The 12,607-nt window shown below is 54.9% G+C and carries 12 protein-coding genes; 11 read left to right on the plus strand and 1 reads right to left on the minus strand.

The window, feature by feature from the left end; genetic code table 11:
- Nucleotides 1–217: 217 nt before the first annotated feature.
- The 7 genes from QGT73_RS06630 to QGT73_RS06660 all read left to right on the plus strand — a co-directional run bounded on the left by QGT73_RS06630 (nucleotide 218) and on the right by QGT73_RS06660 (nucleotide 5,377).
- The gene (locus QGT73_RS06630) at nucleotides 218–1,228 is read left to right on the plus strand and encodes a 4Fe-4S binding protein (RefSeq protein WP_280121909.1); all 1,011 of its coding nucleotides are present in this window, start codon (nucleotides 218–220) and stop codon (nucleotides 1,226–1,228) included.
- Nucleotides 1,212–2,006: a thymidylate synthase gene (locus QGT73_RS06635; protein WP_280121910.1), complete on the plus strand. Its 795-nt coding sequence runs from the start codon at nucleotides 1,212–1,214 to the stop codon at nucleotides 2,004–2,006. Before QGT73_RS06630 ends, QGT73_RS06635 begins: the two co-directional genes overlap by 17 nt.
- The gene (locus QGT73_RS06640) at nucleotides 2,003–2,491 is read left to right on the plus strand and encodes a dihydrofolate reductase (RefSeq protein WP_280121911.1); all 489 of its coding nucleotides are present in this window, start codon (nucleotides 2,003–2,005) and stop codon (nucleotides 2,489–2,491) included. Before QGT73_RS06635 ends, QGT73_RS06640 begins: the two co-directional genes overlap by 4 nt.
- 137 nt (nucleotides 2,492–2,628) lie before the next feature.
- Nucleotides 2,629–2,868, plus strand: a complete 240-nt coding sequence (locus QGT73_RS06645; protein ID WP_123617426.1) for a hypothetical protein — start codon at nucleotides 2,629–2,631, stop codon at nucleotides 2,866–2,868.
- A complete protein-coding gene (locus tag QGT73_RS06650; protein ID WP_280121912.1) occupies nucleotides 2,849–3,952 on the plus strand; it encodes an agmatine deiminase family protein in 1,104 nt (367 codons plus the stop codon). The genes QGT73_RS06645 and QGT73_RS06650 overlap by 20 nt, the downstream gene beginning before the upstream one ends.
- Complete coding sequence (locus QGT73_RS06655) at nucleotides 3,949–4,827, plus strand: carbon-nitrogen hydrolase (RefSeq protein ID WP_280121913.1); 879 nt, start codon at nucleotides 3,949–3,951, stop codon at nucleotides 4,825–4,827. The genes QGT73_RS06650 and QGT73_RS06655 overlap by 4 nt, the downstream gene beginning before the upstream one ends.
- A complete protein-coding gene (locus QGT73_RS06660) occupies nucleotides 4,820–5,377 on the plus strand; it encodes a hypothetical protein (protein ID WP_280121914.1) in 558 nt (185 codons plus the stop codon). Before QGT73_RS06655 ends, QGT73_RS06660 begins: the two co-directional genes overlap by 8 nt.
- Here the strand turns inward: QGT73_RS06660 and QGT73_RS06665 are convergent.
- Nucleotides 5,352–5,795, minus strand: coding sequence for a PepSY-like domain-containing protein (locus tag QGT73_RS06665; RefSeq protein WP_280121915.1), 444 nt, complete (start codon nucleotides 5,793–5,795; stop codon nucleotides 5,352–5,354). The genes QGT73_RS06660 and QGT73_RS06665 overlap by 26 nt on opposite strands.
- 647 nt (nucleotides 5,796–6,442) lie before the next feature.
- Between QGT73_RS06665 and QGT73_RS06670 the strand changes: the two genes are divergently transcribed.
- The 4 genes from QGT73_RS06670 (at nucleotide 6,443) to QGT73_RS06685 (ending at nucleotide 12,600) form a co-directional block, all read left to right on the plus strand.
- The gene (locus QGT73_RS06670; RefSeq protein WP_123617431.1) at nucleotides 6,443–6,685 is read left to right on the plus strand and encodes a hypothetical protein; all 243 of its coding nucleotides are present in this window, start codon (nucleotides 6,443–6,445) and stop codon (nucleotides 6,683–6,685) included.
- A 188-nt stretch (nucleotides 6,686–6,873) separates the two neighbouring features.
- On the plus strand, nucleotides 6,874–10,572 hold the full coding sequence (purL, locus tag QGT73_RS06675) for a phosphoribosylformylglycinamidine synthase (RefSeq protein ID WP_280121916.1): 3,699 nt from the start codon (nucleotides 6,874–6,876) through the stop codon (nucleotides 10,570–10,572).
- A gap of 124 nt (nucleotides 10,573–10,696) precedes the next feature.
- On the plus strand, nucleotides 10,697–11,569 hold the full coding sequence (locus tag QGT73_RS06680) for an electron transfer flavoprotein subunit beta/FixA family protein (protein ID WP_280121917.1): 873 nt from the start codon (nucleotides 10,697–10,699) through the stop codon (nucleotides 11,567–11,569).
- Between the two features lie 5 nt (nucleotides 11,570–11,574).
- Entirely contained in the window at nucleotides 11,575–12,600 is a 1,026-nt protein-coding gene (locus tag QGT73_RS06685; protein WP_123617434.1) for an electron transfer flavoprotein subunit alpha/FixB family protein, read from the plus strand.
- The last annotated feature ends 7 nt before the right edge of the window (nucleotides 12,601–12,607 follow it).

Consider the following 12,607-nt stretch of genomic DNA (forward strand, 5'->3'; position numbering starts at 1 on the left):
GTACGGTATATTAGAGTGTGGGAACTATAATATAGTGCGCCCTTTGCTGAATGCGCTGTATTTTTATTATTTTACTGTATTATTAACATCTCGAAATAAGTTTGAACAACTTCAATAGGTATTTATACCATGTTTTCCATGCGTTGCAGGTCGGCAGACCATATAACCTCCTCTAAATTTTGCATAGTTGTCCAAAATCCGTAAATTTGCAATCACTATGGCTGTTCGTAAGGGACATATATTGCGGGCGGCCCGCATCGTGGCGGCAGTTGCGGTGTGGGTAACTGCGACATATACGCTTGTGAGTTATGCTCAGACGCTGCCTGTCCTGGCCGGATGGATAGCTCGCATACAGTTTTTTCACGCAGCCATGGCTTTCTCTCTGTCGACTATAGTGGTGTGGCTTATAGCCACCCTTGTTTTCGGCCGTGTCTATTGCTCGGCGGCGTGTCCGCTTGGCGTGTTTCAGGATGTGGTGGCCCGGTTGACAAGGCTTGGACGCTATGGCCGCCGGCGTCAGTATCATTACAGTCCTCCGCTCAACCGCTGGCGCAACACGAGTCTGTGTCTTATAATGGTTTCGATACTTCTCGGCCTGTCGGTTGTGGCAGTGTTTGCCGACCCTTGGAGTGTATACAGCCGTGCCTGCACGTTTCTTGTCAAGCCTGTGTGGGGGCTGGTGCTTGACGCTATGTCGTCACAGCCTGTAAAGATTGTCACAGCCTCGGTGCTCGGGACTATTGTCGCGGCCGTGTCGATAATGGCTGTGGGAGTGCTTGCCGCGCGCAACGGCCGCACGTTCTGCAACTCCCTGTGTCCCGTAGGCACCACGCTGGGCTATGTCTCGCGCTACTCGATATTTCACATAGACATCAACACCGACAAGTGCATACAGTGTCGCAGGTGTGAGCATGTGTGCAAGGCTTCATGTATCGACCTTACATCCCACGTAGTGGACTCCTCGCGGTGTGTCAACTGCTTTGACTGTCTGCCGGTGTGTCCCAACGATGCCATACATTACACCTGGGCGCGTCATCAGCTTTCAATCCCCATGATGCAGCGCATCAGGCCTCCGATGGCCCAGGGCGCGCAGTGCATACAGGACTGTCACGATTTCGTGTTGGGCAAGCCGCGCAAGAAACCCGTGCCGGCGGCCGACACCGCGACCGATGTAGCCGCGGCTGATATAAACAAGAACAAAGAAAATAACAATGCGACAATATCTTGACCTTCTTAACCGAATAATGACCGAGGGCGTCGACCGAGGCGACCGCACGGGCACGGGCACGCGCAGCGTGTTTGGCCACCAGATGCGTTTCGACCTGCGCGACGGTTTCCCTCTGCTCACCACCAAGAAGCTGCATCTCAAGTCGATTATCCATGAGCTGCTGTGGTTTCTCAAAGGCGACACCAATGTAAAATATCTTCAGGACAACGGTGTGCGCATCTGGAACGAATGGGCCCGTCCCGACGGAGACCTCGGCCATATCTACGGCTACCAGTGGCGGTCGTGGCCCGACTACAATGGCGGCCATATCGACCAGATACGTGAGGTTATCGACCAGATACGCTCCAATCCCGAGTCGCGCCGGCTTATAGTCAGTGCGTGGAATGTGGCCGACATCCCCGGCATGGCTCTTCCGCCGTGTCACATATTATTCCAGTTCTATGTGGCCGACGGCCGTCTCTCGCTCATGCTCTATCAGCGCAGTGCCGACTGTTTTCTCGGGGTGCCTTTCAACATTGCCTCCTACGCGCTGCTGCTCATGATGGTGGCACAGGTGACCGGTCTCGAGCCTGGCGAGTTTATACACACTCTCGGCGACACGCACATCTATCATAATCATTTCGACCAGGTGCGCACACAGCTCGGGCGTGAGCCGCGCCGGTTGCCTAAGATGGTAATCAATCCCGAGGTCAAGGATATTCTCGACTTCAAGTATGAGGATTTCTCGCTTGAGGATTATGATCCGCACCCCCATATTAAAGGTACAGTAGCAGTATGATTACAATTATAGTGGCTGCCACACGCGATATGGCCATAGGCCGTGGCGGTGATTTGCTCTATCACATATCCGATGACCTCAAGCGGTTCAAGTCGCTCACCATGGGGTGGCCCATAATCATGGGGCGCAAGACGTTTGAGTCGTTTCCCAAAGGCGCGCTTCCCGGACGCCGCAACATAGTGGTGACGCGCAATGCCGGTTACACAGCTCCGGGTGTCGAGACCGCCTCCTCGCTCGATGAAGCCCTGGCGATGTGTGAGGGGACAGAGAATGTCTTTATAATAGGTGGCGGCGAGATTTACCGTCAGGCTCTCCCGCTTGCCGACCGTCTGGAGCTCACTCTGATTGACGCCGTGTGTGACGATGCCGACACACGTTTCCCGTCGGTAGATCTTGCCTCGCTCGGCGCGGCTTCTCCGGTGTTTGACCGCACCGATCCGCGGAGCGGTGTCAGATATTGCTTCCTGACTCTCGAATTGTGTTAAAAATCAACCGTTTCCCGCCTCTGTGCGCTTCGTGGACCATAGAGTGGCTATTTCTTGGCGGATTATTTGGAAATTTGCGCGTAAAACATTAAATTTGACGTCAAATCCTTAGACTTAACCAGGAAATAATTACTATTATGGAAGATATTACTGATTTTTTTAATGAAATGCTCAGGCAATACGGAAGTGTAGATATAGCCGAGGCTGAATTTAAAAAACAGTTACACGAGAATGCTGAGCTGCACGAACAATACCGCAAGTGGTGTCATGAAGTCGGAAGCAGCGAAAAAAACGGTTTCTTGGACTACTGCGAGGAGTATCTCGAATCGCAGGACTCCATATGGGACAACCTTAAAGATGAATATGACGACGAATAGTCCTGATGATATTTCCATGCCGGTGAGACTGCCGGCTGAATGGGAGACACACGAGTGTGTGTTCCTGGCCTGGCCGCATGAACACACCGACTGGGCCTATATGCTCGATGAGGCACGCGAATGTATAGCCTCGATAGTGAGGGCCGTTTCGGTCCATGAATGTGTGTTGCTTGTGGGGCCGGCCTCGCTGTGTCGCGAGTCGGTCATGGCCTGTGGCTTCGACCCTTCGCGGGTGCGTTTTGTCGACCTTCCCACCAACGACACCTGGGCGCGCGACTTCGGCCCTATAACAGTCGAGACAGGTTCGGGGCTTAGCGTCATCGACTTCAAGTTTAATGCCTGGGGCATGAAGTTTGCAGCCGACAAAGACAATCTTATCAACACACGTCTTGCAATGCAGGGCATCTTCAAAGCCGGCTATGTCAACCGTCTCGGCTTTGTGCTCGAAGGCGGCAGCATCGAGAGCGACGGATGCGGCACACTGCTCACCACAGCCGAATGTCTGCTCTCGCCCAACCGCAACGGCGAGATGACTGAAGGCGACATCCGTTCATATCTTGCCGACACCCTCGGCTTCAGCCACCAGCTGTGGCTCCATCACGGAGCGTTGGCCGGCGATGACACCGACAGCCACATCGACACACTGGCCCGTCTCGCACCCCACGACACAATAATATATATAGGCTCTGTCGACTCTCACGGACAGAAGGTCGACACTCTCGCCGCCATGCGCGACGAACTGCTCACATTGCTCACACGTGACGGCCGGCCGTTCAACCTCGTGGAGCTTCCGCTGCCCGACCCCGTATATGACGAGGACGGAATGCAGTTGCCGGCCACTTATGCCAATTATCTTGTATCGCACCGTGCGGTCTATCTCCCCGTCTATGCCCAGCCGGCCAATGACCTGCTGGCCGAGCAGACTCTCAAAATCGTTTATCCCGATCATGACATCGTGCCCGTCGACTGCCGCGCGCTCATAAGGCAGCACGGCTCACTCCACTGCGTCACCATGCAGCTACCGCTCGGAGCTGTCGAAGGCATCGTGGACGGCCGTTGGGCTGAAAAATATAGAAATCTATGAAAGTAGGCATCATTCAGCAGCATAACACTCCCGACATAGCCGACAACCGCAGCCGGCTTGTAGAGAAAATCCACCGTCTGGCCCGAGAAGGAGCCGAGCTCGTAGTGCTCCAGGAGCTTCACGATTCGCTTTATTTCTGCCAGGTGGAGAGCGTAGACAATTTTGACCTTGCTGTCGGCATTCCCTCTGACGTCACCGACACTTATGCCGAAGCCGCGCGCAGTGCCGGAGTGGTGCTCGTGACATCACTATTCGAGCGCAGGGCCGCAGGATTGTATCACAACACCGCCGTGGTCTTTGAGCGCGACGGCTCCATTGCTGGTAAGTATCGCAAGATGCACATACCCGACGATCCGGCCTATTATGAAAAGTTTTACTTCACTCCGGGTGACCTCGGGTTTGAACCCATTCAGACCAGTGTGGGACGTCTCGGCGTGCTTGTGTGCTGGGACCAGTGGTATCCCGAGGCAGCGCGTCTCATGGCCATGCGCGGAGCCGAAATGCTCATCTATCCCACCGCCATAGGCTGGGAGAGCAGTGACAGCAATGACGAAAAGATGCGTCAGCGCGAGGCTTGGGTCACCGTGCAGCGCGGACATGCCGTGGCCAACGGGCTTCCGGTCATTACCGTCAACCGCGTGGGCCACGAGCCCGATCCCTCGGGAGCGACAGGTGGCATACAGTTCTGGGGCACAAGTTTTGTAGCCGGCCCGCAGGGCGAGTTTATCTACCGTGCTCCTGATGACACCGAAGCCGAGGCCGTCATAGACGTCGACCTCCGACGCTCGGAGCAGGTGCGCCGTTGGTGGCCTTTCCTGCGCGACCGCCGCATAGAAAGTTTCGGAGGTCTCACCCGCCGTTATCTCGATGACTGAACGCAAGACATCTGACCCGGGCCGTGTGATACGCACGGCCCCGTTTCGCACGGCCTCGGGCGACTATTTTGCCGTCCTGCTTTCCGAATGGATACCGCGTTATGGCTGGACGGTCCTTATTCCCGTCCTTGCCACAGCCGGCTACGGGTGTCTGAGCCACGACGAACGATGGCTGCTTGTGGCCCTGATGCTGGTGTTTATCGTGGCCCCGATGGTCATGTCGTTTCTCTACACCTATTACATGCTTGCACCCGAGGCCCGCAGGACCATATTGTGCAAGACTGTCGAGATACATCCCGGCAGTCACATAAGTCTCCGCTATGTGGCTCCTGAAGAGGAGACTCCGGTCGGCGACGACAAAAAAATCCCGGCCGACGACAGTAACGACAATTTCGTCCTGCCACCGTCCGAGACTATACCCTGGAGTGACGTGGTGCGTGTCAGAAACACATCGCGTTTTCAAGTCTATTTCCTGCGCGGTGAGCGGATGCAGTTTCTTCTCGTTCCTCACAGTGCGGTCATGCTCAATCGTCCACCTCAGTGTGAGTGAGCACACCGAGTTTGTTGAATTTCATCTCAACGCCGTCCGACAGCTCAATCTCATAGCCTGACAGTTTGTTTTCTATTTTGGTAATAAAAGCTCCGTTGCAGTTTTTCTTCACATAGTTGCGTATGGTTCTCATCACCAGTCCGTCGGGCACCTGACGGTTCTTGCAGTCAACCGATGTCCATTTGCCGGCGTTGTTAAACTCGATTTTGGTCCCGTTGACCAGTTTCACATCATAGTCGGTCTTCTTGAACAGGTGTTTGTCCACCTTGATCATGCCGATTTTGGCTTTCGGGAAATACTCCTCGATCATCTCGCGGGCTTTTACGGGCAGTTTATCCCTGTCGATGGTATAGCTGTCAGCCTTGGCAGCTCCGCCTAAACACAGCAGAGCCATAAGAAAGAATAAAAATTTTTTCATGACAACACATCTATATTATTTTATATAAAACGTTTGTCATCCTCTAAAGTTTCACCGTCAGGATATTTCCCGGTATGTGCGATCCGGTTACATAGAATTTAGGTGATGAAATTTTTTAACATTGGTGTGCGATTACGTTGCCCATGTGGCGGTTAATTTTGCCGTTGAAAGTCGTGTTATTCTTTCCTTGAATCTCTAATTTTATTCATTTATGTCATTCATCATCATTATTCTCTGCGCTTTGGCATGGCTCGGCCAGGCACTGAGAGACGGAGCGGATGTCAGCTAATTGCAAAAAAGTCGCGCTTATGTTTGGAATAGTATTATGGTGCATACTGATATTGTTTATTGTCATATGCTCGTGTCCGGGTTTTCTCACATTCTTTTTCTGCGTGGCGTTGCCGTTTGGAATAGGGGTGTTTGCTCTTACGTCATGGTTGCGAAATAAATTCATCAACAAATAGTGTTTTATGTCATTCTGGAATTTTCTCGGTGGATTAGCCCTGTTCGATATGTTGGGCAAATGGTTTTCAGGCAAGCCACAGTCTCATTTACCGTCTTCACAATCGATGTATGGTTACGGTGGTGATGCCGGTTGTTCTCGAGCGGATCAATCGAGCCATCGGCCTCAGGCAACTTACAGTCATATGTCGGATATGGACGACTATGACATAGACGAGCTACAGGAACGCATCGACGACCTTGAAAGCCGGCTTGACGACTGTGATATAATGTCAGACCGTTACGACCGTATCCAGAGCGAGATAGACATGCTTCAGGCCCGGCTCGATGATATTGATGATGCGGCAGAACTGTATGACGACATTAACGACGAGTTGTACGGTCTGTATGATGACGACCTGTATATCGACCGCGATGAGGACTGGTGATTCTCGGGATATAATAATTTCGGGTCAAACCGAAATATAAGTAGCGTCAGAGTGTGATATCAGATAAAAAGGAGGTCTGGCGGCAAATTTTATAAAAGGGGGTGGGGGAATGGACAAAAGATTTGCCCAAGTGTGGGAATTGTTGTAATTTTGTGACATAAACCATTCATTGACATAGCCAGATACTTATGGTCGTATTTTTTAAGAAAGGCGCGAATCTGATTTACGCCGTAGAGACGAATCACAAGTTTACCCCCGAAGAGGCCGAGAAACTCACTTGGCTCTTTGACGGGGCCACCCCTCTCAGCTCCACTTCGGTCAAGGGCCGCTTTGTGGGTCCTCGCAAGGAGATGATTACTCCCTGGAGCACCAACGCAGTGGAAATCACCCAGAACATGGGACTCGAGGGTATAACCCGCATAGAAGAGTTTAACCGCACCACAGCCGAAGAGCCTGCTTTCGACAAGATGCTCTCCCGCCTGTATGACGGTTTGAACTCCAAGGTGTTCAGCACCTCAACCACCGCAGCTCCCATCGAGCACATCGCCGACATATCGGAATACAACAAGCGCGAAGGTCTCGCTCTCAGCAAAGAGGAGGAGGACTATCTGCGTCAGCTCGCCGAGCGTCTGGGACGTCCCCTGACCGACAGCGAGGTGTTTGGCTTCTCGCAGGTCAACAGCGAGCACTGCCGTCACAAGATATTCAATGGCTCGTTTGTAATCGACGGCGAGGAGAAGGAGCTCTCGCTCTTCAAGCTCATCAAGAAGACTTCACAGGTCAATCCCGGACGCCTCGTGTCGGCCTACAAGGACAACGTAGCGTTTGTTGAGGGTCCGACTGTGGCACAGTTCTATCCCACACACCCCGAACGTCCCGACTATTTCGAGGTACGCGACCTGCCTACAGTGCTCTCGCTCAAGGCCGAGACACACAACTTCCCCACGACCGTAGAGCCGTTTAACGGCGCGGCCACCGGTAGCGGCGGCGAGATACGCGACCGTCTCGGCGGAGGACGCGCTTCGCTCCCCCTGGCCGGCACCGCTGTCTACATGACCTCCTATCCCCGTCTCGGCGGCCACCCCTGGGAACTGATGATGAATCCCCGCGCCTGGCTTTACCAGACTCCGGCCGAGATACTCATCAAGGCGTCAAACGGTGCGTCGGACTTCGGCAACAAATATGGCCAGCCCCTCATCTGCGGTTCGCTGCTCACATTCGAGCATGACGAAAACGGCAAGATGTATGCCTATGACAAGGTAATCATGCTCGCCGGCGGCGTAGGCTATGCAGCCGCCAAGGATGCCATCAAGGGTGTGCCCGAAGCGGGCGAAGCCGTGGTGGTGATGGGCGGTGACAACTATCGCATCGGCATGGGCGGCGGAGCCGTATCGTCGGTCGAGACCGGACAATATGCCTCGGGCATTGAGCTTAATGCCGTGCAGCGTGCCAACCCCGAGATGCAGAAGCGTGTGTCGAACGTAATCCGCGCACTGGCCGAAAACGACAACAATCCCATCGTGTCGATTCACGACCACGGTGCGGGCGGTCACCTCAACGCCCTCTCGGAGCTTGTCGAGGAGACCGGTGGTAAGATTGAGATCGGCGCGCTGCCCGTAGGCGACAAGACTCTCTCGTCAAAGGAAATCATCGGCAACGAGAGCCAGGAGCGTATGGGTATGGTGCTGAAGAAGGAGGACATCGAATATGTCAAGACCATCGCCGACCGCGAACGCGCACCGATGTATGTGGTGGGCGAGACCACAGGCGACCATCGCTTTGTGTTTGAGCAGAAGGATGGTGTGAAACCCATCGACCTGGCCATGAGCGACATGTTTGGTTCGTCGCCCAAGACCACTTTGGTTGACAACACTGTGGTAAACACCTACAAGGACGCTCCCTACAACGAAAACGATATAGAAAAATATGTAGCCGACACTCTCGCGCTCGAGGCTGTGGCCTCGAAGGACTGGCTCACCAACAAGGTGGACCGCTCCGTGACAGGCAAGATAGCCCGTCAGCAGTGTCAGGGCGAGATACAGCTCCCCCTCAGCGACTGTGGCGTGATGGCACTCGACTACTCCGGCACCAAGGGTATAGCCACCTCCATCGGTCACGCACCGCAGGTAGCACTCATCGACTCGGCCAAGGGTTCGGTGATGGCTGTGGCCGAGGCTCTGACCAACATCGTGGCCACTCCGCTTGCCGAAGGCATCAGGAGTCTGTCGCTCAGTGCCAACTGGATGTGGCCCTGCAAGAATCCCGGTGAGGACGCAGCCCTGTATCGTGCCGTCGAGGCATGCAGCGACTTTGCATGCGCCCTCGGCATCAACATCCCCACAGGCAAGGACTCGCTGTCGATGACTCAGAAATATGGCAACGACAAGGTTTATGCCCCCGGCACCGTAATCATCTCGGCCGCCGGTGAAGTCACCGACGTGAAAAAGACCCTTTCGCCCGTGCTTCGTGCCAAGGATTCCACCTTATACTATATAGATTTCTCGGGCGATGCCCTCAAGCTCGGCGGTTCGGCCCTGGCACAGTCACTCGGTTCGCTCGGAGCCGACGCCCCCACGGTTACGGATGCCAAGGCGTTTGTCAACACCTTTGACACCGTTCAGAAGCTCGTGGAGAAGAAGATGCTCCTTGCCGCCCATGACGTGTCGGCCGGAGGTCTCGTCACCACCCTGCTCGAGATGACATTTGCCAACACCGAAGGCGGTGTCGAACTCAACACCGAGGCATTCGGCGAGTCGGACCTCGTGAAGATACTCTTCAGCGAAAATCCCGCACTCGTGGCCCAGGTAGACGCAGCCAAGGTGGCCAAGGTCGACGAAATGCTCGACAAGGCCGGCGTGAAATACTATCACATCGGTTCGCCCGCCGCAGAGCGCGCCCTCATCATCAACCACTGCGGTACGCAGCGTCTGCTCGGCATCGACCATCTGCGTGACGTGTGGATGCACACCAGCTATCTCATGGACTCGCTCCAGAGCGGAGAGCAGAAGGCACGCGAACGTTTCGAGAATTACAAGAAGCAGCCCATACGCTACCGCATGCCTTCGGGCTACAACGGCAAACTCGCCTCGCGCGGCATAGCCCTGCGTCGCGACGGACATGGCGACGGACGTGTCAAGGCTGCCATCATCCGCGAGAAGGGTGTGAACGGCGACCGCGAAATGGCTTACTCGCTCTATCTTGCCGGATTTGATGTGAAGGACGTGCACATGACCGACCTCATGAGCGGCCGCGAGACCCTGGAGGATGTCAACATGATAGTGTTCTGCGGAGGCTTCTCCAACTCCGACGTGCTCGGTTCGGCCAAGGGCTGGGCTTCGGGATTCCGCTACAACGAGAACGCCAAGCGCGCCATCGAGAACTTCTACAAGCGCACCGACACCCTCTCGCTCGGCATTTGCAACGGCTGTCAGCTCATGATCGAGCTCAACCTCATCAATCCCGAGCATCCCAAGAAGACCAGGATGCTGCATAACGACTCGCACAAGTTTGAGTCGCAGTTCCTGGGCCTCACCATTCCCGCCAACAACTCCGTAATGCTCGGTTCGCTCTCAGGCTCCAAGCTCGGCTGCTGGGTGGCTCACGGCGAAGGCAAGTTCCACCTGCCCATGTCGATGGACAACTATAACGTGGTGGCCAAGTATGCCTACAACGGCTATCCCGCCAACCCCAACGGTTCACGTTGCTCGGTGGCCGGCATATGTTCGGCCGACGGACGCCATCTGGCCATGATGCCCCATCCCGAGCGAGGTATCTTCCCCTGGCAGTGCGGTTATTATCCCGCATCGCGCGCCACTGACGAGGTGACACCATGGATTGATGCCTTCATCAACGCCCGCAAGTGGGTTGAAGAGCACGTTTCACATTAATTTACATAAAAAAAGCTCCGTTTTTCGCGAAAATGTGTATATTTGTCGGAAAAACGGAGCTTTTTTGTCACAAAGTGACATCTCCACCTATTCGTATCTACATAAAACCTTAAATTATAACAAAATGAGTCTCAACATCATCGTGCTCGCCAAGCAGGTGCCCGACACCCGCAACGTGGGCAAAGATGCAATGAAAGAGGATGGCACCATCAACCGTGCGGCTCTGTCGGCCATCTTCAACCCCGAAGACCTCAACGCGCTCGAGCAGGCACTCCGTCTCAAAGACGCCAACCCGGGGTCGACAATCACATTGCTCACAATGGGTCTGCCCCGTGCGGCAGAGATCATACGCGAAGCCATCTATCGCGGAGCCGACACCGGCATCGTGCTTACCGACCGTGCGCTGGGCGGTGCCGACACTCTCGCCACTTCCTACTCTCTGGCTCAGGCCGTGAAAAAAATCGGAAACTATGACATCATACTCGGCGGCCGCCAGGCCATCGACGGCGACACCGCACAGGTGGGCCCTCAGATAGCCGAGAAGTTAGGCATACCTCAGGTGACATATGCCGAGGATATCATCGAGCTCAAGGACGGATACGTCATCGTGAAACGCCGTCTGGAGAACGGTGTGGAGACCGTCAAGGCTCCTCTGCCCTGCGTTGTGACCGTCAACGGCTCGGCTGCCGACTGCCGTCCGCGCAACGCCATGCGTGTGCAGAAATACAAATATGCCGCATCGCCCAGCGAGGCCGCCGCTCTCAGCGACGAGCGTAAAGCTCTGCTGGAGAAGCGTCCCTATCTCAATCTTCAGGAGTGGAGCGCGGCCCATGTTGAGGCCGATCCGGCTCAGATAGGTCTGCCCGGCTCCCCCACTAAGGTGAAAAATGTCGAGAACGTAGTGTTTGCCGCCAAAGAGTGCCGCGTGCTCGACGACAGCGATGCAGCTATCGAAGACCTCGTGAAAGAACTTATTACCAACCACACAATAGGATAAGCCCAATGGACCAGAACAATCTTATAGTATATCTCGAAATCGAGGACGGACGCGTAGCCGACGTGAGCCTCGAACTTCTGACCAAAGGGCGTGTGCTCGCCGACAAACTCGGCGTTAAACTCGAAGCCCTGGCTGTAGGCGATGACCTCACCACTGTGGGTGAGCAGGTGTTTCCCTACGGCGTCGATCGCCTCTATCGCGTGTCGGACAAGCGTCTGTCGCCCTACACCTCCAACCCCCATTCGGCCGTGCTCATCAACCTGTTCAAGGAGATCAAGCCGCAGATATGCCTCATGGGTGCCACATGCATCGGTCGTGACCTCGGTCCCCGCGTAAGCTCCTGTCTGCACAGCGGTCTGACCGCCGACTGCACGGCTCTCGAAATCGGTGACCACACCGATGCCCGCACCAAGGTGGAATACAAAGACCTGCTGCTCCAGATACGTCCGGCCTTCGGAGGCAACATCGTGGCCACTATCGTCAATCCCGAGTGCCGCCCGCAGATGGCCACCGTGCGCGAGGGTGTGATGAAGAAGGAGATCCGCGACCCGCAATACAAAGGCGAGACCGTCGATCTCGAGGCTGCCAAGTATGTGAGCGACGAGGACTTTGTGGTAGAGATACTCGACCGTCATATCGAGAAATCAAAAATCAACATCAAAAACTCGCCCATCATCGTGGCCGGCGGCTATGGCGTAGGCTCGAAAGAGAACTTCAAGCTGCTCCATGACCTTGCCGACACTCTCGGTGCTGAGGTGGGCGCATCGCGTGCGGCTGTCGACGCCGGATTTACCGAACATGCCCGTCAGATAGGCCAGACCGGTGTCACCGTGCGTCCGAAGCTCTACATAGCCTGCGGCATCTCGGGCCAGATACAGCATATCGCCGGCATGCAGGAAAGCTCCATCATCATCTCTATCAACAATGACCCCAACGCACCTATCAACACCATTGCCGACTATGTAATCACCGGCAATCTCGAGGAAGTGGTGCCCAAGCTCATCAAATACTACAAAAAGAACTCCAAATAACGTCATA

Origin of the sequence: Duncaniella muricolitica (genome assembly GCF_910574735.1) — a bacterium.
Lineage (GTDB): Bacteria > Bacteroidota > Bacteroidia > Bacteroidales > Muribaculaceae > Duncaniella > Duncaniella muricolitica.

Excerpts from the sequence above, each read along its gene's own strand:
- QGT73_RS06630 (WP_280121909.1), top strand. The coding sequence starts at position 218 with ATGGCTGTTCGTAAGGGACATATATTGCGGGCGGCCCGCATCGTGGCG.
- QGT73_RS06635 (WP_280121910.1), top strand. The coding sequence starts at position 1,212 with ATGCGACAATATCTTGACCTTCTTAACCGAATAATGACCGAGGGCGTC.
- QGT73_RS06640 (WP_280121911.1), top strand. The coding sequence starts at position 2,003 with ATGATTACAATTATAGTGGCTGCCACACGCGATATGGCCATAGGCCGT.
- QGT73_RS06645 (WP_123617426.1), top strand. The coding sequence starts at position 2,629 with ATGGAAGATATTACTGATTTTTTTAATGAAATGCTCAGGCAATACGGA.
- QGT73_RS06650 (WP_280121912.1), top strand. The coding sequence starts at position 2,849 with ATGAATATGACGACGAATAGTCCTGATGATATTTCCATGCCGGTGAGA.
- QGT73_RS06655 (WP_280121913.1), top strand. The coding sequence starts at position 3,949 with ATGAAAGTAGGCATCATTCAGCAGCATAACACTCCCGACATAGCCGAC.
- QGT73_RS06660 (WP_280121914.1), top strand. The coding sequence starts at position 4,820 with ATGACTGAACGCAAGACATCTGACCCGGGCCGTGTGATACGCACGGCC.
- QGT73_RS06665 (WP_280121915.1), bottom strand. The coding sequence starts at position 5,795 with ATGAAAAAATTTTTATTCTTTCTTATGGCTCTGCTGTGTTTAGGCGGA.
- QGT73_RS06670 (WP_123617431.1), top strand. The coding sequence starts at position 6,443 with ATGTCGGATATGGACGACTATGACATAGACGAGCTACAGGAACGCATC.
- purL (WP_280121916.1), top strand. The coding sequence starts at position 6,874 with ATGGTCGTATTTTTTAAGAAAGGCGCGAATCTGATTTACGCCGTAGAG.
- QGT73_RS06680 (WP_280121917.1), top strand. The coding sequence starts at position 10,697 with ATGAGTCTCAACATCATCGTGCTCGCCAAGCAGGTGCCCGACACCCGC.
- QGT73_RS06685 (WP_123617434.1), top strand. The coding sequence starts at position 11,575 with ATGGACCAGAACAATCTTATAGTATATCTCGAAATCGAGGACGGACGC.